This window comes from Streptomyces sp. TG1A-60, from assembly GCF_037201975.1.
Taxonomy (GTDB): domain Bacteria; phylum Actinomycetota; class Actinomycetes; order Streptomycetales; family Streptomycetaceae; genus Streptomyces.
On sequence record NZ_CP147520.1, the window covers coordinates 2,702,141 to 2,725,759 of the forward strand.

Below are 23,619 nucleotides of genomic sequence, written 5' to 3' on the forward strand. Positions count from 1 at the left end.
GCTTGAGCCACACTCTTCGGGTAGACCACTGCGCGCTCCCGGAGGGGGCCCACGGAGACCGCTCCGTGGACTAGACCAGCGCGGCCCACAGAGGTATACAGAGGAATCACGCCAAAGGAGCCGGGAAGGCGGAGCATGAGCACCGATGTCAGCAGTACGGAGAACGAGAGCGGGGCGAGCGTCCGTACCGCGCGCGTGCCCAAGTACTACCGCCTGAAGAAGCACCTGCTCGACATCACCGATACGCTGCCGCCGGGCACGCCGGTGCCGCCCGAGCGCACGCTCGCCGCCGAGTTCGACACCTCGCGCACGACCGTGCGGCAGGCGCTGCAGGAACTGGTCGTCGAGGGCCGCCTCGAGCGGATCCAGGGCAAGGGCACGTTCGTCGCCAAACCGAAGGTCTCCCAGACGCTGCAACTCACCTCGTACACCGAGGACATGCGGGCCCAGGGCCTCGAACCCACCTCGCAGCTGCTGGACATCGGCTACATCACCGCCGACGACACCCTCGCCGGGCTGCTGGACATCACCGCCGGCGGCCGGGCTCTGCGCATCGAACGCCTCCGCATGGCGAACGGCGAACCGATGGCGATCGAGACGACCCATCTGTCCGCCAGGCGTTTCCCCGCGCTGCGCAGGTCTCTGGTCAAGTACACCTCCCTCTACACCGCGCTCGCCGAGGTGTACGACGTCCGTCTCGCCGAGGCCGAGGAGACCATCGAGACCTCGCTGGCCACCCCGCGCGAGGCCGGGCTGCTGGGCACGGACGTGGGCCTGCCCATGCTGATGCTCTCCCGGCACTCGCTGGACGGGGAAGGGCACCCGGTGGAGTGGGTGCGCTCGGTGTACCGAGGCGACCGGTACAAGTTCGTGGCGAGGCTCAAGAGGCCCGTGGAATAAGGGTTCCTCAAGACCACTCGGCGCGGGCACAGGCGGTGCACGCGGTGCGGCACTCCCCTCTCCTCCTGCTCTACGGTCCCTTTCGTCGATGCATGGACACGACAGGCGCCCCGCTGTGCGTGCCGGGAACGTCCGAACCATCGTGCAGGAAGATCCCCGACAGGGATTACAGTGCTGGCGAGCGGAGAAGGCACCCGCTCGGCGCCCTGTTTTCTCCCCGGAACCAGCACACATCCGTTATACGGACGGGGGTTCCATAAGGCGGAACGGTCCCTTAGATTCCTGCCCGTTACACGAGTGATCACAGGAAACCAGTGAGGGGACGGAGCCGTGGTATGTCAGACGCGCCTGAAGTGAAGCCGTCGGCGAGACCGGTGGTGACACCGGTCCGGGTGGTCATCGCCTTGTGCCTCTTCGCCCCCTTCGTGGCGATGCTCTGGGTCGGCTCCTACGCCGAGACGGACCCGACGTTCATCGGCATCCCGTTCTTCTACTGGTACCAGCTGGCCTGGGTGTTCATCTCCACCGCGCTCACCGCCACCGCGTACGTCCTGTGGCAGCGTGACCAGCGCGCCCGCAAGGCCGAGTCGCCGAACGGGGGTGCGGCGAAGTGAAGGACGGCGTGAACGGCGTGGCACTCGCCGTCTTCATCTTCTTCTTCCTGGTCGTCACGGTCATGGGCTTTCTGGCCGCGCGCTGGCGCAAGGCCGAGAACGAGCACAGCCTCGACGAATGGGGCCTCGGCGGCCGGTCGTTCGGCACCTGGGTCACCTGGTTCCTGCTCGGCGGCGACCTCTACACGGCGTACACCTTCGTCGCCGTGCCAGCGGCGATCTACGCGGCGGGCGCGGCCGGCTTCTTCGCGGTGCCGTACACGATCCTCGTCTACCCGCTGATCTTCACGTTCCTGCCCCGCCTGTGGTCGGTCTCCCACCGGCACGGCTATGTGACGACCTCGGACTTCGTCCGCGGACGCTTCGGCTCGAAGGGCCTGTCGCTGGCGGTCGCCCTGACCGGCATCCTCGCGACCATGCCGTACATCGCGCTGCAGCTCGTCGGCATCCAGGCGGTCCTGGACGTGATGGGCGTCGGCGGCGGTGAGAACACCAACTGGTTCATCAAGGACCTGCCGTTGCTGATCGCGTTCGGCGTCCTGGCGGCATACACCTACTCCTCGGGTCTGCGGGCCCCCGCGCTGATCGCGTTCGTGAAGGACACCCTGATCTACATCGTCATCGCGGTGGCGATCATCTACATTCCGATCAAGCTCGGCGGCTTCGACGACATCTTCGCCAAGGCGGGCGAGGCGTACAGCCAGACCAACCCGGCGACGGACAAGCCGCGCGGCTCCCTCGTCCCGGGCGACGCCAACCAGTGGACGTACGCGACCCTGGCCCTCGGCTCGGCGCTCGCGCTCTTCATGTACCCGCACTCGATCACGGCGACGCTGTCGTCCAGGAGCCGCGAGGTCATCCGCCGCAACACCACGATCCTTCCCCTCTACTCCGTGATGCTGGGTCTGCTCGCCCTGCTGGGCTTCATGGCGATCGCGGCCGGGATCCAGGTACAGAACGGCCAGCTGGCGATCCCGCAGCTGTTCGAGACGATGTTCCCCGACTGGTTCGCGGGCGTCGCCTTCGCCGCCATCGGCATCGGCGCCCTGGTCCCCGCGGCGATCATGTCCATCGCGGCGGCGAATCTCTTCACCCGCAACATCTACAAGGACTTCATCAAGCCGGACGCCACACCCGCGCAGGAGACCAAGGTCTCCAAGCTGGTGTCCCTGCTGGTGAAGGTGGGCGCCCTGGCCTTCGTCCTCACCATGGACAAGACCGTCGCCATCAACTTCCAGCTCCTGGGCGGCATCTGGATCCTCCAGACCTTCCCGGCCCTCGTCGGCGGCCTCTTCACCCGCTGGTTCCACCGCTGGGCCCTCCTCGCCGGCTGGGCGGTCGGCATGCTGTACGGCACCATCGCCGCGTACGGCGTGGCCTCCCCCACGCAGAAGCACTTCGGCGGCTCCTCCGCGGAGATCCCCGGCATCGGCGAGATCGGCTACATCGGCCTGACCGCCTTCGTGCTCAACCTCGTCGTCACGGTGATCCTCACCTTCGTCCTCCGGGCAGCCAAGGCTCCCGAGGGCATCGACGAGACCAGGCCGGAGGACTACACCGCGGACGCGGGCGACGCGGGCGTGCAGGTGGAACTGCCGCCGGCGACGGCGGGGACGAGCCACTAGGTTGCCGGGTTCCGGGGCGGCGCGGGGTCCTTCCTCGCCCCGCGCCGCCCCTGCCCCACCCCACCCGGCTACGCTGACGCGGTGACCGCTCGCGCCCCGATGGTCCTGGACAGCGACCCCGGCATAGACGACGCCGTGGCCCTTCAGTACCTCCTCGGCACAGGCCTCTGGGACCTCAAGGCCTACACATCCGTAGGCGGCAACCTCCCCGCCGACGCGACCTACGGCAACGCCCGCGCCCTGGCCCGAGCGCTACGCGTCGACGGCGACATCCCGGTGCACCGAGGCGCGGGCCGCCCCCTCTCCCGGCTCCCCTACCGAGAGGCATCCGCCTTCCACGGCCCCGCGGGCCTCGGCGACGAAACACTCCCCGACTCCACGGCCCCACATCCGACGGAGTCGTCCGCGCAGGCGCTGCTCCGGCTCTCCCGCACGTACGAGGGCGAGCTGACGGTGTGCGCCACGGGCCCGCTCACGAACGTGGCGATCGCGCTGCTGGAGGATCCGGACTTCACCCGCCGCGTCAAGTGACCTGTCGCAGTGAAGGTTGAGCGTTTCTCACCGAAGGTTGAGCGATTGATCGCGCGGTCTGCCGCTCGGCGAACGTGCGATCTGTTGTCGGTGGCGTGCGCTTGGATAGGCCGCATGACCGTTCACGACGTTGCCGAGGCCCTTCCTGATATCCCGACGCTGCGCGACCGGTGTCGGTCGTTGGCCATGCTTGAGACCGTGCTGAATCCTGACGGTGAGCGTTACTACTCGTTCAGCCGGACCTGGCCCGAGACGGAGGAGATAGCCTCCATGCGCAACGGCTCGGGGGACGAGTTCGACGTCATCTTCTCCGCGGCGGGCGCATATGTCCGGGGCTTCGACCATGAGTCGGCGATGAGTCCCTATGTTGACGACGAGCCTTGGCCAGGCGTCGTGGACTCGGTTCCCGAGGTGTTCCGCAGTTGCGTTGAAGAGCCGGCCTTCACGGACGACAGAATGCCGGTGGTGACGGCCTGCGTGTGGCGTGAGGCGGGAAGCGAGCACTGGCGGGCGGGAGTGATCGACTTCCCTGAGGACAGCGACGACCCTGACGGCTCGGGTTGGCTGTTTAACCTGCTGGTCGACGCATCGCCGACGGCATTCCAGAAGTTCGCTGAGGACTACTACGAGATCCCGGTCGACATCGAGGCGGTGCGCCACGTGTATGCCCTTCGCCCACTGACCCAGGACGTGGTCACCGCTTTGAACGACAAGGTATCCCTGGCGGGCATTGCCGAAGCAGCCGCCGCGATCGGCTATGCCATCGCAACTGGCTCGGCTCCCTGACCTGCACTTGCCGGAGATGCTTCGCGGGTGCCGAGCGCACCTGTCAGAGCTCCTTGAGAGACTTTCGACCATGACCTCGATTGATCATGAAGTGCGGAAGTCGTGGGATCGTATCGACGCCTGGTGCAGAGATCGTCTGCAGAGGGCCCCCGTAAGGGCGGCTGCGGACGAGGGTCAGCTCCGTGCGGTCGAGGCGGATCTTGAGGTAGCACTTCCCACCGAAGTGCACGAGTGGTGGACCCTGGACCGTGTCAGCGCCGACTACTGGATCCCTGGATCGTTTGCACCGGTGGGCCTGGAGGAAGCCCTGGAAACGAGAGAGATCTGGTTGCTGGTCGCGGAACAGGAAGGGGCCTCCTTCGATGCGAACGGCGAACCAGAACCGCGGTTCCTGCCGTCGTTCCTGCCGATCGCGATGAGTCCTGGCGGTGACGGACTCATCGTCGACCTGCGGCTCGGCGATTCCTATGGCTCAGTTTTCCTGTGGAACCACGAGACGTGGGTGCTCGGGGTACCGCTGTGGGGTTCGGTGGCTTTCATGCTCCAGGACATCGCTGCCGCACTCGAATCAGGGACCTCGGCCCTGCTCCGGCATGCCGCCCTCGGCGGCACTGAAGAGGCATGCGTCGCTGTCGTGGACGACGCCGGCGATCTGGTCTGGGAGGTAGCAGAACACTGATTGTGTGCGCCCCCTTCGAAGTCGTCCACAGCTCCTGACCGCAGGTCAGGGATCTTCGGAGGGGTTGACAACAAGACTGGCAATACGCCGTTGGTGACAGGTGGCACGGCGATTTGGTGACAACAACCACGGCACGTAGACCACGAAAGATCCGGTCACGACCCCCATCAGGTGACAACTAACCCGGCACGGCACAGACTCATATCGCATTATTCGGGGTCAATGCCGCTTCGACTCGAGGCCGGATTCGTGATGGGCCTCGCCCGGGCCACCCCAGTGCAGGCCATCACTGCTGTAGTCGTGGCGTTGAGGAAGAGCATGAACGTCCACGACGCGTCGGCGGCGTCGATGCGGCCGATCCGGAGAGGGGCGTCTCCCGCCTGGTCGAGGATGTTGACGGTTGCTGCAAGGGCTTGTGTCTGCTGACCGCGCTTCTGGGTGATCCGAAGCCTGGTCCGGTAGGTGTGCATGACCTGGTTGGCGGGGACCAAGCCATCCCAGATGACAAAGGCGCCTCCGCTGAGTAGGGCGTCACGCGCTGGACCACATGCCGTCGTCTGCCCACCGAGCATCGCGGCGAGATCTTCACGCGTCATGCCCTGACCTCGCTCGTTGGGCCTACTTCGGGAGCCGGACGGGTCCAGAGTGTGAGGTCGCTGCTGGTGGCAATGGCGAGGGTGCGTCCGGACGGCGAGAAGCCTGCGGCCCGGAATTCTGAGTAGTTGGAGTCGAAGATATGCCACCAATGGTCACCGTGCGGTCCACCGTGAGGCATTCCTCCGTCTGTGGAGAGCAGAACGCGATGGTGGGGCCACTCGGGGCTGACGACTTCCAGGCTCCAGCCGTCGAGGGTGGTGGTGTGGAGGCCGCCTCCGAAGAGTCCGGCGATGCTCACTCGGGTCCCAGCGACAGGTCCGAGTCCGGGACAGGTGAGATCGGGCACGGCGTCGGGGGTGCTGTCATCTGGGTCAGGGTCGCGGTCACGGGCGATCTTCTCGCCTGTGGTGGCGTCGAAGAGGCCGTGCCCGTCAATGGAAACCACCATGATGAGGTCGCGACCAGTGTCGGGAGCGACGGCGAAGCCAATGCCGAGAAGGCCGCCTATGGGGGTCCGCCGGTCCAGGACTGTTCGCCAGGGGGTCGGCGGCGGAGTCTCGGGGGCCGACATAATTTTCTCACGCAACTGCTGCTGGTATTCCGATATCATTGATTCTCTCTGGTCTCGCTATCGCGGTTGGCTCGTTCTTTTTTCCGTAGCCGATAGAGTCGGTTTCGACAGGCTGGCGAGCACGTCACTCGAATCTTGTTGGCAGGGCCCTTCTCCACGGGGCTTGAGCAGACGGGGCAAGTTGCCGCTTGCCGCCCGCGAGCGGAGTCGGGTGCACGCGCTGGCCAGGGGGTCTCACCTCTGTCGATCCGGCGGCGTGTGTAGGCCCAATTAATGCAGCGCCGCGAGCACCAGCGTCGTCGACTGCCACGCCCGAGCGGTGCTTCGCAGGCATTGCAGGTTGGTTCCGGGATGGTCAGTGCTTCTGCCAAAGCAGCGGCCTGTTCACGTTGCCGTTGTTGGTGGCCTTTTTGACGGCAGGCCTGCGAACACCAGCGCCGGAATTTGTCACCACGAGAGGTGAGGACTAGTTTCTCCCCGCAGCTCTGACATTCCGTAGTCTGCTGCTTTCGCGGCCTTGGCTTCCGTCGGCGATGGGCTTTCTGGCGACATGCCGGCGAACAGATCTGCCTGAATCTGTTAGTGTTCTGGAAAAACGTGATCTTTCCGCAGCCTATGCATTGTGTGCGGTCAATGATTTCTCGGAGGTTGGCGGATTCGCGGCCGCTCACCGCAGCCAAGCGATCCCAACTCAGGGGCCCCCGATGAAGCGGCGGCTCGCAGAGGTAGGACCAGAGAGAGCTGGCCTTGAGATGGTTGGCGGTTGCGAGGCGTTCGACGTAGGACTTCGCGCGCTCACCGGCGACGGGCCGGACCCGCATGGGCAGTTGGGCTGGTGGGCGGTGGTCAAGTGTGGGCATCGGAGATGATCGGATTCAGCAGGCTGGTGAAGTGGGTGCGCGATAGCTGGTCCGCTGGTTGCGGACGTAGGCGTTGAGTGTGGAGAAGGAGATCGAGATGCCGTGGTCGTCCATGAGCGTCTTCCAGATGTCCTTCGCGCTCACGTTCCGCGAGATCATCGGGATGACGATGTGCCGGACCGAGGCGATGACCGGGGTCTTTCGGTAGCGGCTCGGGCGTTCACGGGCAGGCGGCATCACGGCGGTCAAAGCCGCGCGGACGGTGCGCTGGCTGACGCCGTGCCGTTCCGCGAGATACCGCAGCGAGAGACCGGCTTCCGCGTCCTTGCGAATCGCTCGATAGAGCAGGTAGATGCCCCGGGGCAGTCGCTGGTACTGGCCTGTGACGGTGGTGCGTCGGCGGGGAACGACGGCATCCGTCAGGGCCAGGTTGAGGTGGTCGGCTGGATGGCCGGTGAGGACGGCGAGACGGTCGAGGCGGGGCTTTCCGGTCCAGTTGGGTGGACCGCAGGCGATCGCGTGCAGGGCGCTGGGCCGAAGGTGGTTGGCCTTGGCCAGGCGCCTGATGTAGTTCTCGGTGCTCTCGCCCAGGTGCGGGCGGACTCGCATGGGAAGCGGAGCCGCGGGACGTTCGTCGGCGGTGCCGGAGGGCATGGTGGGGGCGGTGCCTTTCTGCGCGGCGGTCAGCTGGATTCCGAACTGTGGTCAAGAGGAATTGCGTTGAGACCCGGCTTCGTGATCTTTCGCTGCCGGTGAGGATCGCGTCCAGGGCGGCGCCTCTGATCAGGTGGGACAGCGAGCCGATCATGCCGTCGGTGCGGTCGTGCAGGTAGCGGTCCAGAGCGGTGAGGCTGCCCGCTTTGTGGTCGTGCAGCCTCAGCGAGTCTTCCAAGGTGGCCACCAGCCCCTACCACTCCGTGTTGTAGGGCAAAGGTGCGGTGGGAACGAGGGTGAAACGTCCGGCGATCTGCTCGCCGCGGGTGCCGTCGAACAACGCGGCCCGCTCGACGTTGATACCTGCGTAGACGAACGTGGCGGGAATGCGCTCGGAGAAATACTTCAAGGTGTCGGAGACCTCGGCTCCGGACCTGGTCGTCAGCGAGATGTTGTGCAGCTCGTCAACGAGGACCAGGCCCACGCGGGCGTCAGTGAGGACGCCGCAGACGGTCTCCAGGATGTCGGTGATGTTCGAACGGACGCGGACCGGCAGGGCGAGGAAGCGCGCGAACTCCACCGCCACCATCCGGGCCGTCGCGGCTGGCGGCACGGTGATGTAGACGACCGGGATGCGGTCGCTCACCCCGGGATGCCGGGCCCGGTCAAGGAGTTCGTGAGCGCGGCCGAGCTGGGTAATTGCGGTGGTCTTCCCCGTGCCGGCCGGACCGGAGACGATCAGCCCCCGCCGGGCACTGACCGCGTGCCGGTTCAGCAGGGCCAGACGGCGGCCGCAGGTGACGGTGTGCTGGACCGTTGATGTCGCCACTACCAGCAGCCGGGTGTGATGGTCCAGGCGGTCCTCGTCGTAGCGGGTCAGCTCGGCCGGGCTGAGTGCGGCCCGCTCGGCGGCACTCAGCAGCGCGGGTATGACGGGCTGATCGTCGACGAAGGACCGCCAGCCGGACAGGCTCGTCAGATGCCGCCAGGCTCCCGAGGACCATCGGCGAAGGGGGCGAGCGGGTCGTGCGGTGCGGTCATGAACGCTTCCAGGGGTCGGCGAGAGGATCGAACAGGCCCAGCGGAATCACCTTGGCCAGCGGCGCCTCTTCCTCCGCCACGGCTTCAGGAGCCGGGTTGGGCTCGGTGACAGGCGCAGGCGTGGGAATCGGCGGGGTGGCCTTGGTGCGGGCGGCCACCTGCTTCTCCCGCCGCGTACGTTTCTTCGGCTTGCCCGTCCCGGCCTGTGCCGGACCCGCATGGGCCCGCGTCAGCAGAGCCGCGGCCGCCTCCGCGATCTCCGCCTCGGTACCCTTGGGCAAGCCCTGGGCAGCGTGGTCCCAGGCCAGCTCCCCGAAGGGAACCGGGGTGTGACGCAGGTGCTTCCAGGTCGCCTCGATCCACTCGCCTTCGCCGTGGTGATTGCGTACCCAGATCCGGGAAATGTCGTAGGGGTCGTGATGGACCTCCCACAGCCCCTTCTTCTCCGCGACACCGGAATGCTGACGGCGGATCAGGCCCGGAGCATCGTAGGTGCGACGCTTGATCCTGATGCCGTAGTCGTTCACCGCCCGCCAGGTCGACGGCAGCAACTCGATGTAGTCCTCGGCGCTCAGCGCGACCGGAACGTAGCCACAGGCCTCGATGAGGGCGGCGTACTTCTCGTTCGGTGTGAACGAGCGGCTCGGGTGCAATGGGTCACGCAGCCCGTCGTGTTCGCGATTTTGCCACGTCGCGACGAGCCATTCGTCGAGAAGCTCCTGCAACTCCGGCAGGGACCAAAGCGGCTGCTTCTCCAGGTTGCGGCCGCGGTGGTCGGTGCTGCGGCCGGTGTAGCCGGCGACGAACTGTGCGAAGAGCGGTGCCGACGGAGTCAAGCATCTTCTCCACGTGCCCCTTCTGGAACGGGGACGCCTTGTGCGTGGGCTGGAAGTCGATCTCCAGGAAGCGGCAGGACGCCTTGAAGTTCCGGGAGATGAACACTTTCCCGTGGTCACAGACGATCATCTCCGGCACGATCACCGGTTTCGCAGCCGCGTGCTCCAACCGCTCGTCGATGTCCAGCAGCCGGCGATAGGGCAGCACCGACCTCGACATCCGCAGGGCGTCCACCCAACCCGGCCGCATCACCTCGGGGGTAAGTGTGCGGGCCAGCAGCACGCTCGCGTCGACCGACTTCGTGGTGGGCCGCAGCACCGCTGCGGGCACCGTCCTGGTCGCGACATCGATCATGCCGGTGAGCTCGATCTTGCCCACCACCCCGTCGTCCAGGCGGACCAGAACGTCCAGCGAAGTGGAGTCGATCTGCACCACCTCGCCCGGCGCGAACACCGTCCACTGCCCGAACGGCGTCTTCGCCCCGTGGGCGCGTGAGCGGCGGTTGCGGGCTGTCGCCGAGACGGGTTTGCCAAAGGTCAGCTTGGCCAGCAACCGGTAGAGCGTTGACTGCGACGGCAGTTCCACCGTCTCACTGTTCTCCCGCAGGATCTCGCCGGTCCGCCAGATGATGTAGGTCCCGGTGCGGGTGGAGTCGTCGATCCCCTCCTTGATTGCTTGCCGCATGGCCTCGACCACCGCGTCGTCGACAGTCCCGAACTGCGGCTTCTTGCGCACCGGCCGACGGTCGGCCAGCCCCAGCAGCCCCTCGGCCTGATAGCGGCGGCGGAAGTTGCCGATCGTGCTCACGCTGACCTGGTAGCCCGCGGCCGTGAGTTCGGCCGCCTTCGCCCGCTCGCGCGCGGTCAGCGAATGGCGGGCCGGATCGTACTCAGGGCGCGGTCCAGCATCTTCGTCCGCATTCGGATCGACGCCGTGCAGGACCTCCAGGATGTGGCCCTCCCACCACAGAGCCTTCTCCCGCGCGTGCTCCGGAAGCGCCTCCAGCAGCGACACCGGCGGCAGCGGCATGCGTACCGGGCTGCTGAGCACCTCGAAGCTCTCATCGCCCAGCAGCACCGCCAGCGGAAACTCCCGCGGCGAATCGTCCTCCTCTGCCAGCGTCACCGCCCGGGCGGACACTGCGAGCACCGCCCGCACTTGTCCGGCGAACCGGACCCGATCGCCCACTCGGATCGCCGCCGGCCTCGACAATTTGCGCATCTGGCTCCCTTCGCCGCGCGTGCCCGGCCGCGGACGCAGCAGCAAGCCACGGCTCCGACTCTCCAACTGCGGCCCGATGACAGTTCCATCCGACGTGTGCACCACCGTGCCACCGCTCAGCAAGGCCCCGCCGAGGTCAGCGCGTAGTACCCCGGTCCACATCAGGTGGAACAGCGCCGGCAGGACACGCAGGACGTCCCCGGCCTCCTTGCTCCCGCCCGCAGCCCATGAGGCTGCCGGAAGACCTCCACCAGACGCTCGACGATGTCGGTCTCACGGCCGCACCGCCTGTGCCGGTAACGGGCCAGCCACCGCAGATTCGCCATGAACACCGGATCCGGGACACCGACGTGCGCAAACTCCCAGCCCACCGCCGAACAGGCCCGCTCGGTCGCGGCGAACGCTTCCGCGGTCCGCTCGTCGACATCGTCCTCGGCACGGACATCGAGCACGCGGGCGCGTCCGTCGGCCAGCCGTACGAAGTAGTCAGGCGCGTGCCGCCGCTTCTCTGCCTCCTCGCGCCAGTGCAGCCAGAACGGCTGTGAGGCGATCCCCACCACGTCCGGTGCGAAGTCCAGTAGGATCAGCCGATCCCGCTCCAGCCACGACTCGTAGCCCACATGGTCGCCGGTGGTCACCGCGTAGTACCAGCCCGCGAGGCTGCGGTCACCTTTGTTCCAACGGAACCCGCGTACGGGCGCTACGTCCTCGAACCGGACACCCCACCCGGAGCCCAACGCGGTGCGACGACGTCGGCCGCTGTCGAAGAAGTCCAGGTCAAAGGCGCCCAGCACGGGATCGCCGTACGCGCGTAACGGTTCCCCCACCGTCTCCCCAGACAGTCAGCCTTAAATGATCACTCAACCTTCAGTGAGAAAACCTAGCGGTCACCAACCTTCGGTGACAATGCTCAACCTTCGCTGCGAGAGATCATCAAGAAGTTCGTGTTCATGGGCGGCGCCGCCCAGGTGCCGGGGAACGTCACACCGGTCGCCGAGTTCAACATCTGGGCCGATCCGGACGCCGCCGAGATCGTGCTCTCCTCCAGCATCCCGTTCACCATGGTCGGCCTGGACGCCTCGCACCGCTGGCTGTTCCGCCCCGCCGATCTCGCCGCGCTGGAGGCCGCGGGTCCGGGCACGGCCCTCGCCGCCCGGCTGATGCGCACGTACATGGACGCCTACGCCCGCCACGGCGGCGACGGTACCTGCCCACTGCACGATCCGCTGGCCGTGGGGGTCTGCGGGGACGAGGCGTTCGTCGAGGCAGCCGAGGGAGCCGTCGTCGTGGAGTGCGCCAGCGAACTCACGCGCGGCCAGACGGTGTTCGTGCCGGCCGACGCCCGGCGGATCCACTACTCGGAGTCTCCCGCCCTGACCAACCGCCTCCGCGCCACCGGCCGCGTCGCTGTGGGCCCGGGCACCCGCGACTTCAGCAAGGACTTCGTGACGACGCTGCCGCAGTGGCCGGCGGTGGGCTGAGCCTGGCCGGAGCGAACCGACGCCCGGCCGACGCATCGTGCCTGACGGCCGACTCCTGGCACCTGGCACCTGGCACCTGGCCGATCATCGGACAAGTCATCACCCCTGTGGATAACCGCAGGCCCGTCTTCGCGCCCTTGATGCAGAATGCGAGCCATGGACATCACCATCAGGCAGATCTTCTCCGACGAGTAGGCCGCCCTCGGTGAGATCACCGCACAGGCCTACCTGGTCGACGGACTGCTGGACTTCGGGGAGAGCGACGCGTACCTCGGTGAGCTGCGGGACGTGGCGAAGCGGGCCGCGGCGGCCTACGTGCTCGTCGCCGTGGAGGAGGGCAGAGTGCTCGGCGGCGCGACCTTCGTACCGGCCGGGGGCCCGATGGCCGACATAGCGAGGCCGGGCGAGGCCGAGATCAGAATGCTGGCGGTCGCGCACGAGGCACGCGGGCGGGGCACCGGCGAGGCCCTCGTACGGGCTGTCTGAAGCGCGCCCACGCCGTGGAGGGCTGTGTACGCGTCGTACTGTCGACCCAGCGGAGCATGCGTGCCGCCCACCGGATCTACGAACGCCTGGGCTTCACCCGCACACCAGAGCGCGACTGGAACCCCGTCCCCCACCTCGACGACGTCACGCTGCTCACCTACGAGTTGACACTCTGACACGCTCCGAAGCCGACGCGGCACAACATCTGGGGGTGCCCCCGCAGCCCGACACAAGATGTATGCTCATGCTCGCTGTCGCCGCAGGGGAATCCGGTGCGAATCCGGAACTGTCCCGCAATGGTGTACTTGCGTGCTTCTGCACGCGTGTTCAGTCCGAACACCTGCCGACAGTGCGCCCGGCCGTCCGGTCCGGGTGCCCTGACGTCCGGGCCTCGTGGAATGGGCCGGTGGACGCGACGCCCCCGTGCGCTCGTGTGCTGCCGCCTGCCCTCCGCAAGGCCCTATGCCGAGCGAGGGAGAGCCCCACGTGACCATCGCGCCAGCCGACCCGGTGTCAGCCGACCTGGCTTCAGCCGCCCCGGCGACGGAGACCGACGGTCCCGGCACCGCGTTGCTGCGGACCCTGACCGAGCTGACCGCCGACCTCCCCGACGCCGACCCCGGCCGGGTCGCCGCAGCCGCGCTGCGCGGCCGGTCGGCGCGGGCCGACGAGGCGGAGCTGCGCGAGCTGGCCACGGAGTCGGCCGCCGGCCTCATCTCCGACGACCCTGCCTACTCGAAGCTGGCCGCCCGTCTGCTGGCCATCGCCATCCGCGCCGAGGCCGCCTCCCAAGGCGTCACGACGTTCACCGAGTCGATCGCCGTGGGCCACCGGGAGGGCCTCGTCGCCGACCGCACGGCGGAGTTCACACGCGTCCACGCCGCGCGCCTCGACGCCTTGGTGGACCCTGCCGCCGACGACCGCTTCGGCTACTTCGGCCTGCGCACCCTGCACAGCCGCTATCTGCTCCGGCACCCCCTCACCCGCAAGGTCATCGAGACGCCCCAGCACTTCATGCTGCGGGTCGCCGTCGGCCTCGCCGAGGACGACACCATCCGTGCCCTCGACGAAGTCGCCGCGCTCTACGGGCTGATGAGCCGCCTCGACTACCTCCCCTCCTCCCCCACACTCTTCAACTCCGGCACCCGGCACCCCCAGATGTCGTCCTGCTACCTCCTCGACTCGCCGCTGGACGAGCTGGACTCCATCTACGACCGCTACCACCAGGTGGCCCGCCTCTCGAAGCACGCCGGCGGCATCGGCCTGTCGTACTCCCGCATCCGCTCGCGCGGTTCGCTGATCCGGGGCACCAACGGGCACTCCAACGGCATCGTGCCGTTCCTGAAGACCCTGGACGCCTCGGTCGCCGCGGTGAACCAGGGCGGCCGGCGCAAGGGCGCCGCCGCGGTCTACCTGGAGACCTGGCACTCCGACATCGAGGAGTTCCTGGAGCTGCGCGACAACACCGGTGAGGACGCCCGCCGTACGCACAACCTGAACCTGGCGCACTGGATCCCGGACGAGTTCATGCGCCGGGTGAACGCCGACGGGCAGTGGTCGCTGTTCTCCCCGGCCGACGTGCCGGAGCTGGTCGACCTGTGGGGCGAGGAGTTCGACACCGCGTACCGCGAGGCGGAGGCGAACGGCCTGGCGAAGAAGACCATCCCGGCCCGTGACCTCTACGGCCGCATGATGCGTACCCTCGCGCAGACCGGCAACGGCTGGATGACCTTCAAGGACGCGGCCAACCGCACGGCCAACCAGACGGCCGAGCCGGGCCGTGTCGTCCACTCCTCCAACCTCTGCACGGAGATCCTGGAGGTCACGGACGACGGGGAGACGGCGGTCTGCAACCTGGGGTCGGTGAACCTGGCCACGTTCGTCGACCGGGCGACGGGCGACATGGACTGGGAGCGGCTGGACGAGACCGTCCGCACCGCCGTCACCTTCCTCGACCGCGTCGTCGACATCAACTTCTACCCGACCGAACAGGCGGGCCGCTCCAACGCCAGGTGGCGCCCGGTCGGCCTCGGCGTGATGGGTCTCCAGGACGTCTTCTTCCAGCTGCGCCTGCCCTTCGACTCCCCCGAGGCGAAGGCACTGTCCACGCGGATCGCCGAGCGCGTCATGCTCGCCGCGTACGAGGCCTCCGCCGCCCTCGCCGAGCGCGACGGCACGCTGCCGGCCTGGGAGAAGACCCGTACGGCCAGGGGTGTGCTGCACCCCGACCACTACGGCGTCGAGTTCACCTGGCCGGAGCGCTGGGCGGCCCTGCGTGAGCGCATCGCGACGACCGGCATGCGCAACTCCCTGCTCCTCGCGATCGCGCCCACGGCCACCATCGCCTCCATCGCGGGTGTGTACGAGTGCATCGAGCCCCAGGTGTCCAACCTGTTCAAGCGCGAGACGCTGTCCGGTGAGTTCCTCCAGGTCAACTCGTACCTGGTGAAGGACCTCAAGGAGCTGGGCGTCTGGGACGCCCGCACCCGTGAGGCGCTGCGCGAGTCGAACGGCTCGGTGCAGGACTTCGCCTGGATCCCGGCCGACGTACGGGCGCTGTACCGCACGGCCTGGGAGCTCCCGCAGCGCGGCCTGATCGACATGGCCGCCGCCCGCACCCCGTACCTGGACCAGTCCCAGTCGCTGAACCTGTTCCTGGAGACGCCGACCATCGGCAAGCTCTCCTCGATGTACGCGTACGCCTGGAAGTCGGGACTGAAGACGACGTACTACCTGCGCTCGCGCCCGGCGACCCGCATCGCCCGCGCCGCCCGGGGCCAGGCACAGGCGCAGACCCAGCCCGGCAGGACCGTCCCCGCCCAGTGGGCCGCCGACCCGGATGCGGTCGCCTGCTCCCTTGAGAACCCCGAGTCCTGCGAGGCCTGCCAGTAATTCCCGCCCGCCACCCGACCACCACCCCTGGAGGACGGCGCTTCGCGCCGGCTGCGATGACCAATCAGAACCTTCTCGACCCCGGCTTCGAGCTGACGCTCCGCCCGATGCGCTACCCGGACTTCTACGAGCGCTACCGGGACGCGATCAAGAACACCTGGACCGTCGAGGAGGTCGACCTCCACTCGGACGTCGCCGACCTCGCGAAACTCTCCCCCGCCGAGCAGCACCTCATCGGCCGGCTGGTGGCGTTCTTCGCGACGGGTGACTCGATCGTCGCGAACAACGTGGTGCTGACGCTGTACAAGCACATCAACTCCCCCGAGGCGCGGCTCTATCTGAGCCGGCAGCTGTTCGAGGAGGCCGTGCACGTCCAGTTCTATCTGACGCTCCTCGACACCTACCTCCCCGACCCGGAGGACCGGGCGGCGGCCTTCGCGGCCGTGGAGAACATCCCGTCCATCCGCGCGAAGGCCGAGTTCTGCTTCACCTGGATGGACTCGGTGGAGAAGCTGGACCGCCTGGAGTCCATGGCGGACCGCCGTCGCTTCCTGCTCAACCTGATCTGCTTCGCCGCGTGCATCGAGGGCCTGTTCTTCTACGGCGCCTTCGCGTACGTCTACTGGTTCCGCAGCCGGGGCCTGCTGCACGGCCTGGCGACGGGCACCAACTGGGTGTTCCGCGACGAGACGATGCACATGAGCTTCGCCTTCGAGGTGGTCGACACCGTGCGCAAGGAGGAGCCGGAGCTCTTCGACGACGAGCTTCAGCAGCAGGTGACCGACATGCTGCGGGGGGCCGTCGAGGCCGAGTTGCAGTTCGCCCGCGACCTGTGCGGGGACGGCCTGCCGGGCATGAACACCGAGTCGATGCGGCAGTACCTGGAGTGCGTCGCCGACCAGCGCCTGGCGCGCCTCGGCTTCGAGCCGGTTCACGGCTCCGAGAACCCGTTCTCCTTCATGGAGCTGCAGGGCGTCCAGGAGCTGACCAACTTCTTCGAGCGGCGTCCCTCCGCCTACCAGGTCGCAGTCGAGGGCACCGTCGACCTGGACGAGGACTTCTAGCTGGGCCCGAGGCCGCTGGAGCCCGACCACGCCCCGGATGCTTCCCGGCGCCGCCCGTTTCCACCGCCTCCACCGTGGGGCGACGGGCGGCGCCGGTCTTCTCGAACCGGCCCGTCCTCTCGAACTCGCCCGTCTCTCACGGGATTGCGATCAGGCGGTGCGGGCGACGTGGTGAGACGGCGAGGAGGTACCCCGGGGTCGGTACGCGCGGGCCGCTGCGGGTGGGGCCCGTCGACGGCGGCGGCACGCCGCTCCGCCTCCCTGAGCTGCCGGTCGATGCGGTCACGCCCCCGGGCCCACCGCCGGACCTTCCGGGCCCCGGAGGCGGCCTGAGGGCGTCAGCCGCTGTCACCCGACAGGCGCTCAGCCGTTGGCGACGACGGGGTAGCGGGGCTCGTTCTCGGCCATCTGCCGCAGGGCGTCCTTGCGGTCGCGCTTGGAGAGCCGGTCGATGTACAGGTAGCCGTACAGGTGGTCGGTCTCGTGCTGCAGACAGCGCGCGAAGTAGCCGGTACCGCGCACCTTGATCGGGTTGCCCTTCTCGTCCTGCCCGGTGACCTCGGCGTAGTCGGGGCGGGCAAGCGGCATGTACGCGGTCGGCACCGACAGACAGCCCTCGTTGTTGTCGTCCAACCGGCGCTTCTCAGCGGGTAGTTCGACCAGCTTCGGGTTGCAGACCACACCGACGTGCCGCTTGCCCTCGTCGTCCGGGCAGTCGTACACGAACACCTTCAGATCGACGCCGATCTGGTTGGCGGCCAGGCCCACGCCCTCCGCCGTGCGCTGGCTGGCGAACATGTCGTCCACCAGCGTCGCCAGCTCGTCACCGAACTCGGTGACGTCCTTGCACTCCTTGTGCAGCACCGGGTTCCCGACGACCGTGATGGGCCGCGACGTACCCCGCTCCCGGTAGGCCGCCTCCCGCTCCTCGCACTCCTCGGTGTCGATGACGAAATCCTCGTCGTCCACGGGGAGCACGCCCGCGTGCTGCTGATCGGTGTCCTGCTGCGCCATGACCGACGTATGCCTTCCTAGAAAAACAGGGGGGGTGTGATGCTGATACAGGGTACGGGGATCGCGCCGCTCGGGGGACGCCCCTTCAGGGGCACGGGGAACCGCCCGATCAGCCACGACGTGCCCGCGGCCGAAGACGGACCGCACGCCCCCTAGCAAACCTCTTCCAGATCCCGCCAGTCCCTGGAATCAGGGCTGTCGGCGACCCATCCGTCCAACAGCCCCCGGACCAGCGAAGCAGGCGCCGCGATCCCGCACTCCCGCTCCGGCGCCCACAACTGCCCGTCCGTGACATGCCCCAGCGGCCCGGGATGCCCCGGCTCACTGTGGTCGTGCGGATCGAGATGATCGCCGTCGCCCTCGTCCGACGGCATCCGGGACTCCGAACAGAGCCGACACAACAGCCGGACCGACGACGACCAGTCCTCCGCCGCGAACCCGGCGTCGGCCGCGAGCCGCTCCAGCGCGTTCCGGTCGGCCTCGGTCGCGGCCTCCAACAGCACCACCCACGTCGGCACCGGCGACGGCGCCCACAGTTCGATCTCGTCGAACACCGGGTAGGCGTGCCCCGCGGCCGTGGTCCGCTCCCCGTGCGGCACCCCGTCGTGCAGGACGACCTCGCCCCAGCGCCGCCCGGACGACGGCAACGGGATGGAGAGCACCTCGATCCGGGCGGGATCCAGCCGCCGCCCCCACACGACCTCTGCCTCACCCTCCGGCGAGAGCCGTACGGCCGCGCTGCCGAGGTCCATGCCCACCAGCTCGCCGGAGTCCCCGGGGCCGGCCCCGGGCTTCGGCCGGGCCGCGCCTCCGGGCACCTTCAGCCCGTACGCCTGCCAGGCCCGGCGGGCCAGCGGCCAGTCCTGCAGGGCGGTCGCGGCGATGCCCACGTTCCACCAGTCGGGCGCCCCGGTCTCCCGGTCGAGCAGCGCGACGGCCCTGAGGCCCGCGGCCCGCGCCTGCTCCCAGTCGTGCCGGAACTTGTGCAGCAGGGCGAGATTGAACCAGGACTCCGACAGCCACGGCTCCAGGTCCGCGGCACGTGTCAACAGCGCACCGGCGTCCTCGTACCGACCGTCGCCGATCAGCGTGAACGCACGGTCGGTGGCCTGCCGCCAGGAGGCGGAGGGCCGATGCCGTCCCTTGCCGAAGATCCTCACGATTCCCGCCTGCCAGTTACGGTTCCCGCCTGCCAGTTCCGTCGGAGTGGGCTGGCCGTCGCCCCCGGTACACCCTCTCCCTCGCATCCAACCACGGACGGACGGAGGGTCGCTCATTACCCATGGGTTACCCCACCACGGGCAAGATCAGACTGTCTCTGGACAGCACCCACGCGAGCGATTCCGCCACCTCCGGATGAGAGTCCCGGGCCGTGCCCAGCCGCAGTTCCGCCCGCGCCCGGAGCGGCCCTCCGGGCGCTGCTGCCCGCGTCTTCTCCTCGTATGCCTGCACGACCCGCACGATCCGCGCCGACCGGCTGCTCAGGGTACGGATCCGCCTGCCGCTCTACCACCACGGCGACCTCGACGTCCGCGCCGGTCCGCCGTACGACCGCGCCGCCCGGCGGTGCTGTGCGGCGCTGCTCGGCCGTCGGGAGCCGGGCGGTGGACCCGGCGGGCGGGCACGGGGCGACCGGGCTCAGCCGGCCGATGTCGTGCGTCAGCGCCACGTCCGCCCCCTGCCGCGGGTTCCGGTCGGGGCGCACTCGGCGATCTCCGTCTCCCGGACGAGCGAGGCGTTGGTCTGCGCCTGTACCGACCCCGTGACGGCCCTCCCGAGTCCCGGCTCCGGAGTCTGGGACAGGTCGGCGCGGGCGGGTGAATCTCCGGGGCGACGGTGGCCGGATTAACCCCTTCGTGTGAGGTACCGCTCCTGTGGCGACTGTCGAGGCCAGTCGTTCAGTGCGCCATGTCGGCCGCGAGTTCTGCGGCCATACCACCGGACCCGGCGTGGGCTCCCGGTCGGTCAGCTCCCAGCCGCCGGGCGGGCTGAGCACCATCGCGAAAGCCGCGTCGAACACGGCCGCCGTGCAGACGACCTCCAGTTCGGCGGCGCCGACCAGTCCGGTGGCCGCCAGGTGCGATTCCAGCCGGTCGCGTCGGATTCCGCCGCGCAGGCCGCCTGCCAGGCGTCGTCGTCGATCCGGCCGGAGGCGAGCAGCACGGACGTCGCGGTCGGCGCGCCCGGTTTCTCGATCGCGCCGACCAGGCCGTTCCGCAGGTGAATCGTGCCACCCGGGGAACCGGAGACCCGGACCGTACCGGTGTGACCCTCCCGCGGTGCAGTGTCTGCAGAAGCGCGGGGACGTTGCGCACCGGGGAGTCTTCACGCCAGTACTTCGCGGGCTCGGTCGCCGAGACCGCGCAGGGCGAGCGCCAGGTTCGCCCGGTCCCGGTCGAGACCGGCCGCGAGCAGCAGCGGGCCGCCGGCCTGACGGTCCAGGAAGAGCAGCACCTGGTGGCGTCTCCTGCTGGTCATGACCACGCTCTCCCCCCTCGGCCCCCGCCTCACCGAGCCGATCGGAGATGAGGGTGGCCAGGTCGGAGAACTCCGCCCCGGTCCCCGCCTGGGCGGCGTCACCCGCCGCGGCGTAGGTCAGACCCGTGACCGCGTCGATGAGGGCGACGCCGGTGACGCCGGGAGAGTCGAAAAGCCGGTTCAGAGAGGCCTGAAGCGCCGTCACCCGTTCCCCGATTCGCCCTCCAGGTGCACGCGCCGCACAGTACTTTGAACGCCAACTTCCTTAACACACAACAAAGTTGATGTCTGTGACCGGTGAGTCACTCGCGTTCGATCTTAGTTGGCCGGACAGTGACCGGTCAGCAGCACTGAGGAATTGGGGCAGCAGCTGCGCACGCTGACCTCGCTGGACATGAACGACGGCCTCGAAGTCTGAGCCCGTCCCAGCCTGCCGACGACTGAGCCCGTTCCACGAACGACCTACGGCCGCTCCCGAACGGGCTCAGGGAAGGCGCCAGAAAAGCACCGGTGAAGCGCCTGGCTCAGGTCTCCTGCGGGGTCACCGGCGAGGCTGTCACATCATGCTCGGGCACGGCCTGTCCCGATCGGATCAAATCGATCCGGCCCATCACCTTGGCACGCAGGTCAGTGGGCACGTCGTCCTGCCCGCAACACCGCTTGACCAGTTTCTTGACGGCCTGTTCGAGCCCGTACTTCTCCAGGCACGGCGAGCATTCCTCGAAGTGGTGCTCGAACTTGGTGCAGTCGGTGTCGGGCATCTCACGGTCGAGGAACTCGTAGAGGTGATCGAGGATTTCGCTGCAATCCGTCTCGTGCGGCTCTCCGCAGCTCATGAGCCCGAGCCTTTCGCTTCGTTCGACTCTCCGGCGCCGGCCGGGACCAGACCGCGATCACGGGCGTAGTCCTCAAGCATGCCGCGCAGTTGACGGCGGCCCCGGTGCAGCCGGGACATCACCGTACCGATGGGTGTCCCCATGATGTCGGCGATCTCCTTGTACGCAAAGCCCTCGACATCGGCGAGATAGACGGCGATGCGGAATTCCTCGGGGATCGCCTGCAGCGCTTCCTTCACGTCCGAGTCGGGCAGGTGATCGAGCGCCTGCGACTCGGCGGAGCGCAGCCCGGTCGACATGTGCGACTCGGCGCGCGCCAGCTGCCAGTCCTCGATCTCCTCGGCCGCGCTGCGCTGGGGTTCGCGCTGCTTCTTGCGGTACGAGTTGATGAAGGTGTTCGTGAGGATGCGGTACAGCCAGGCCTTCAGGTTGGTACCTTCACGGAACTGGTGGAAGGACGCGTACGCCTTCGCGTACGTCTCCTGCACCAGGTCCTCGGCGTCGGCCGGGTTGCGCGTCATGCGCAGCGCGGCCGAGTACATCTGATCGAGGAACTCCAGAGCGTCCCGCTCGAAACGGGAGCTGCGCTCCGCGGCGGTCTCCGTGCCCTCGGGCTGCTCCGCCTGGCCCCGTTCGGTCCCTGCGTCGGTCCCAGTGACCGGACCCACCTCCTCCAACGTCTGTGCGGTACCGAGACCGGTACCACCAGATTCGGAGGATAGACGACGATCCACACCGGCCGCCGCCCGAACGGTGCTGCTCTTCGCCGCGTGCAGCACCGTCCAGTCCAGGTCGGCGCGGCTGCTGCGGGTCGGGCAGGTGGTCGAACCCATGCGGCGGACTTCCTCTCCTACGAGCGGTTCAGCACGATCTCGCGCTGTCTGATCCGCACAACAGAGGTCCGTCACACAACATTCCCGCTCCCCCACCGGCTCCCTACCGAGTGACGCGTTCCACTCCGCTCATCGCAGTGACGCGATCCACTCCACGACACCGTCGGTGACCACCCTCAGCGCCTCCTCCTGATCGAGGGGCGCCCGCTTCGGCACGGCGAACCCGTGATCGCCGTACGGCACCTCCACGAGCCCGTAGGAGCCGTTCGAGCCCGTCGGTCCACTCGCCCCCTCCGGGAACTCCTCCGGCTTCCCGAACGGGTCGTTTCCACCCTGCACGACGAGCGTGGGCACCCCGGCCCCGAGCAGCTCGTCGGCGCGGGACTTCTCCGGCCTGCCCGGCGGATGCAGGGGAAAGCTCAGCGCGAGGACGGCCGCCGCGCCCAGCTCCCGCGCCGTACGGCAGGCCACCCGGGCACCGGCGCTCCGCCCGCCCGCGATCACCGGCAGTCCCGGCTTCGACAGCGCGGGCCACACCCCCCGCCAGCCCACGTCCAGCGTCTTCGGCGCCGGCGCCAGCTTCCTGCCCGCCACCCGCCACGGCTGCTCGACCAGCGCCACGGTCACCCCGTGCGCCGGGAGGACGGCGGCGAGCGCCTGGAGGTCACGGGCCTCGACGCCGCCTCCGGCGCCATGACCGGCGGCGAGGACCCACTGGGCCTTCCTCGCCCCGTACCAGCTGACGCGGGCCGTACCGACCTCGGTGTCGATCTCTTCCTTGATCTCGGTCACATCAGAAGAGTGTGCCCTCCTCGGGGCCCTCCAGCTCCTTCAGCAGTTCCGGGCTGTTGTTGCGGACGTTGCTGACGGCCGTGGAAACGGGGTAGGCGCGCATCAGCCCGGCGGGCGGCGGTGCGAGCAGCCCGCGCAGATCGTCGAGGTCCGTGCGGGCCGGATCGAGCCAGCTGTCCCAGCGGTCGGGCGTGAGCATCAGCGGCATCCGGGGGTGGATCTCGGCCAGACTGTGCGGGCCGTCCTCCGGGGCCACGGCCAGCGGGGTCGTCTCGGCCTCCGTGGTGAGCACCGAGCAGGTGGCCCACCAGGCCCGCGGGTGGTCGTCCGGCAGCGTCCTGTCCCGCCAGAACTCGTACAGCCCGGCCATCGCGAAGACCGACCCGTCGGCCGGCAGCACGAAGTACGGCTGCTTGCGCGGCCTCTTCTTCCTGCCCTCGACCTCCAGCTCACGCTCCCCCTTGCCGGTGACCCACTCGAAGTAGCCGTCGGCGGGCAGGACACAGCGCCGGGTGGCGAAGGCGCGGCGGTACGACGGCCTCTCGTGCACGGTCTCCGCGCGCGCGTTGATCATCCGCGCGGCGCCCTCGGGGTTCTTCGACCAGGACGGGACCAGACCCCACTTCAGTTTCCGCAGCTGGCGAACCGGTCTCTTGTCGTCGGCGTCCTTCAGAGGGCGGTCGACAACCGCGTAGACCTCCTTGGTGGGGGCCACGTTGTAATCGGGCTCCAGGGTCTCCTCCGGCTCCCACTTCTCGATCTCAAAGATTCCTGCGAGATCCTCGGGCCTACGACTCGACGCATACCGTCCGCACATATGTAACCAC

Annotated in this window: 20 protein-coding genes, 4 pseudogenes and 1 riboswitch; of the genes and pseudogenes, 10 read left to right on the top strand and 14 right to left on the bottom strand. The window is 68.4% G+C overall.

The features are described 5' to 3' along the window. Positions 1 to 135 precede the first annotated feature (135 nt). The 6 genes from WBG99_RS11025 to WBG99_RS11050 all read left to right on the top strand — a co-directional run bounded on the left by WBG99_RS11025 (position 136) and on the right by WBG99_RS11050 (position 5,135). Positions 136 to 900, top strand: a complete 765-nt coding sequence (locus tag WBG99_RS11025) for a GntR family transcriptional regulator (protein ID WP_338896157.1) — start codon at positions 136 to 138, stop codon at positions 898 to 900. Between the two features lie 335 nt (positions 901 to 1,235). Then, positions 1,236 to 1,514, top strand: a complete 279-nt coding sequence (locus tag WBG99_RS11030; RefSeq protein ID WP_338896158.1) for a DUF3311 domain-containing protein — start codon at positions 1,236 to 1,238, stop codon at positions 1,512 to 1,514. Beyond that, complete coding sequence (locus WBG99_RS11035) at positions 1,511 to 3,139, top strand: sodium:solute symporter family protein (RefSeq protein ID WP_338896159.1); 1,629 nt, start codon at positions 1,511 to 1,513, stop codon at positions 3,137 to 3,139. The genes WBG99_RS11030 and WBG99_RS11035 overlap by 4 nt, the downstream gene beginning before the upstream one ends. 81 nt (positions 3,140 to 3,220) lie before the next feature. After that, entirely contained in the window at positions 3,221 to 3,670 is a 450-nt protein-coding gene (locus WBG99_RS11040) for a nucleoside hydrolase (RefSeq protein ID WP_338896160.1), read from the top strand. A 114-nt stretch (positions 3,671 to 3,784) separates the two neighbouring features. Next, positions 3,785 to 4,456, top strand: a complete 672-nt coding sequence (locus WBG99_RS11045) for a hypothetical protein (protein WP_338896161.1) — start codon at positions 3,785 to 3,787, stop codon at positions 4,454 to 4,456. 70 nt (positions 4,457 to 4,526) lie between these two features. Continuing rightward, complete coding sequence (locus tag WBG99_RS11050; protein WP_338896162.1) at positions 4,527 to 5,135, top strand: SMI1/KNR4 family protein; 609 nt, start codon at positions 4,527 to 4,529, stop codon at positions 5,133 to 5,135. Between the two features lie 209 nt (positions 5,136 to 5,344). Here the strand turns inward: WBG99_RS11050 and WBG99_RS11055 are convergent, their stop codons facing one another. The 6 genes and pseudogenes from WBG99_RS11055 to WBG99_RS11080 all read right to left on the bottom strand — a co-directional run bounded on the left by WBG99_RS11055 (position 5,345) and on the right by WBG99_RS11080 (position 11,743). After that, a complete protein-coding gene (locus WBG99_RS11055; RefSeq protein WP_338896163.1) occupies positions 5,345 to 5,731 on the bottom strand; it encodes a hypothetical protein in 387 nt (128 codons plus the stop codon). After that, a complete protein-coding gene (locus tag WBG99_RS11060; RefSeq protein WP_338896164.1) occupies positions 5,728 to 6,342 on the bottom strand; it encodes a hypothetical protein in 615 nt (204 codons plus the stop codon). Before WBG99_RS11060 ends, WBG99_RS11055 begins: the two co-directional genes overlap by 4 nt. Positions 6,343 to 7,178: 836 nt before the next feature. Next, positions 7,179 to 7,817, bottom strand: coding sequence for a hypothetical protein (locus tag WBG99_RS11065; protein WP_338896165.1), 639 nt, complete (start codon positions 7,815 to 7,817; stop codon positions 7,179 to 7,181). A 29-nt stretch (positions 7,818 to 7,846) separates the two neighbouring features. Continuing rightward, a pseudogene (locus WBG99_RS11070) lies at positions 7,847 to 8,748 on the bottom strand (TniB family NTP-binding protein). A gap of 106 nt (positions 8,749 to 8,854) precedes the next feature. Further along, positions 8,855 to 10,916, bottom strand: a pseudogene (locus WBG99_RS11075) (Mu transposase C-terminal domain-containing protein). A 161-nt stretch (positions 10,917 to 11,077) separates the two neighbouring features. Then, the gene (locus WBG99_RS11080; protein WP_338896166.1) at positions 11,078 to 11,743 is read right to left on the bottom strand and encodes a TnsA-like heteromeric transposase endonuclease subunit; all 666 of its coding nucleotides are present in this window, start codon (positions 11,741 to 11,743) and stop codon (positions 11,078 to 11,080) included. Between the two features lie 93 nt (positions 11,744 to 11,836). Between WBG99_RS11080 and WBG99_RS11085 the strand changes: the two genes are divergently transcribed. The 4 genes and pseudogenes from WBG99_RS11085 to WBG99_RS11100 all read left to right on the top strand — a co-directional run bounded on the left by WBG99_RS11085 (position 11,837) and on the right by WBG99_RS11100 (position 16,839). Continuing rightward, positions 11,837 to 12,397, top strand: a complete 561-nt coding sequence (locus tag WBG99_RS11085; protein WP_338900291.1) for a nucleoside hydrolase — start codon at positions 11,837 to 11,839, stop codon at positions 12,395 to 12,397. Positions 12,398 to 12,607: 210 nt separating this feature from the next. Further along, positions 12,608 to 13,059 (top strand): annotated as a pseudogene (locus WBG99_RS11090) (GNAT family N-acetyltransferase). Positions 13,060 to 13,146: 87 nt separating this feature from the next. Beyond that, positions 13,147 to 13,224: riboswitch (cobalamin riboswitch) on the top strand. A 145-nt stretch (positions 13,225 to 13,369) separates the two neighbouring features. Further along, positions 13,370 to 15,775: a ribonucleoside-diphosphate reductase subunit alpha gene (locus WBG99_RS11095; protein ID WP_338896167.1), complete on the top strand. Its 2,406-nt coding sequence runs from the start codon at positions 13,370 to 13,372 to the stop codon at positions 15,773 to 15,775. Positions 15,776 to 15,831: 56 nt separating this feature from the next. Further along, entirely contained in the window at positions 15,832 to 16,839 is a 1,008-nt protein-coding gene (locus WBG99_RS11100) for a ribonucleotide-diphosphate reductase subunit beta (protein WP_338896168.1), read from the top strand. A gap of 363 nt (positions 16,840 to 17,202) precedes the next feature. On the opposite strand, the gene def is transcribed toward WBG99_RS11100, so the two are convergent. From def to WBG99_RS11140, 8 genes and pseudogenes are all read right to left on the bottom strand, one after another. Further along, positions 17,203 to 17,853 (bottom strand): peptide deformylase, encoded by a 651-nt coding sequence (gene def / locus WBG99_RS11105; protein WP_338896169.1) that lies wholly within the window; start codon positions 17,851 to 17,853, stop codon positions 17,203 to 17,205. Positions 17,854 to 18,005: 152 nt separating this feature from the next. Then, positions 18,006 to 19,013, bottom strand: a complete 1,008-nt coding sequence (locus WBG99_RS11110) for a hypothetical protein (RefSeq protein ID WP_338896170.1) — start codon at positions 19,011 to 19,013, stop codon at positions 18,006 to 18,008. 127 nt (positions 19,014 to 19,140) lie between these two features. Further along, a pseudogene (locus WBG99_RS11115) lies at positions 19,141 to 19,519 on the bottom strand (metal-dependent phosphohydrolase); the annotation flags it as partial. Between the two features lie 659 nt (positions 19,520 to 20,178). Continuing rightward, positions 20,179 to 20,331, bottom strand: a complete 153-nt coding sequence (locus tag WBG99_RS11120) for a hypothetical protein (protein WP_338896171.1) — start codon at positions 20,329 to 20,331, stop codon at positions 20,179 to 20,181. 524 nt (positions 20,332 to 20,855) lie between these two features. Further along, positions 20,856 to 21,167, bottom strand: coding sequence for a mycothiol system anti-sigma-R factor (rsrA, locus tag WBG99_RS11125; RefSeq protein WP_338896172.1), 312 nt, complete (start codon positions 21,165 to 21,167; stop codon positions 20,856 to 20,858). Then, on the bottom strand, positions 21,164 to 21,835 hold the full coding sequence (gene sigR, locus WBG99_RS11130) for an RNA polymerase sigma factor SigR (RefSeq protein ID WP_338900292.1): 672 nt from the start codon (positions 21,833 to 21,835) through the stop codon (positions 21,164 to 21,166). The genes rsrA and sigR overlap by 4 nt, the downstream gene beginning before the upstream one ends. Positions 21,836 to 22,129: 294 nt before the next feature. After that, on the bottom strand, positions 22,130 to 22,792 hold the full coding sequence (locus tag WBG99_RS11135; protein ID WP_338896173.1) for an alpha/beta family hydrolase: 663 nt from the start codon (positions 22,790 to 22,792) through the stop codon (positions 22,130 to 22,132). Between the two features lies 1 nt (position 22,793). Beyond that, the gene (locus WBG99_RS11140; RefSeq protein ID WP_338896174.1) at positions 22,794 to 23,609 is read right to left on the bottom strand and encodes an SOS response-associated peptidase; all 816 of its coding nucleotides are present in this window, start codon (positions 23,607 to 23,609) and stop codon (positions 22,794 to 22,796) included. Positions 23,610 to 23,619: the final 10 nt, after the last annotated feature.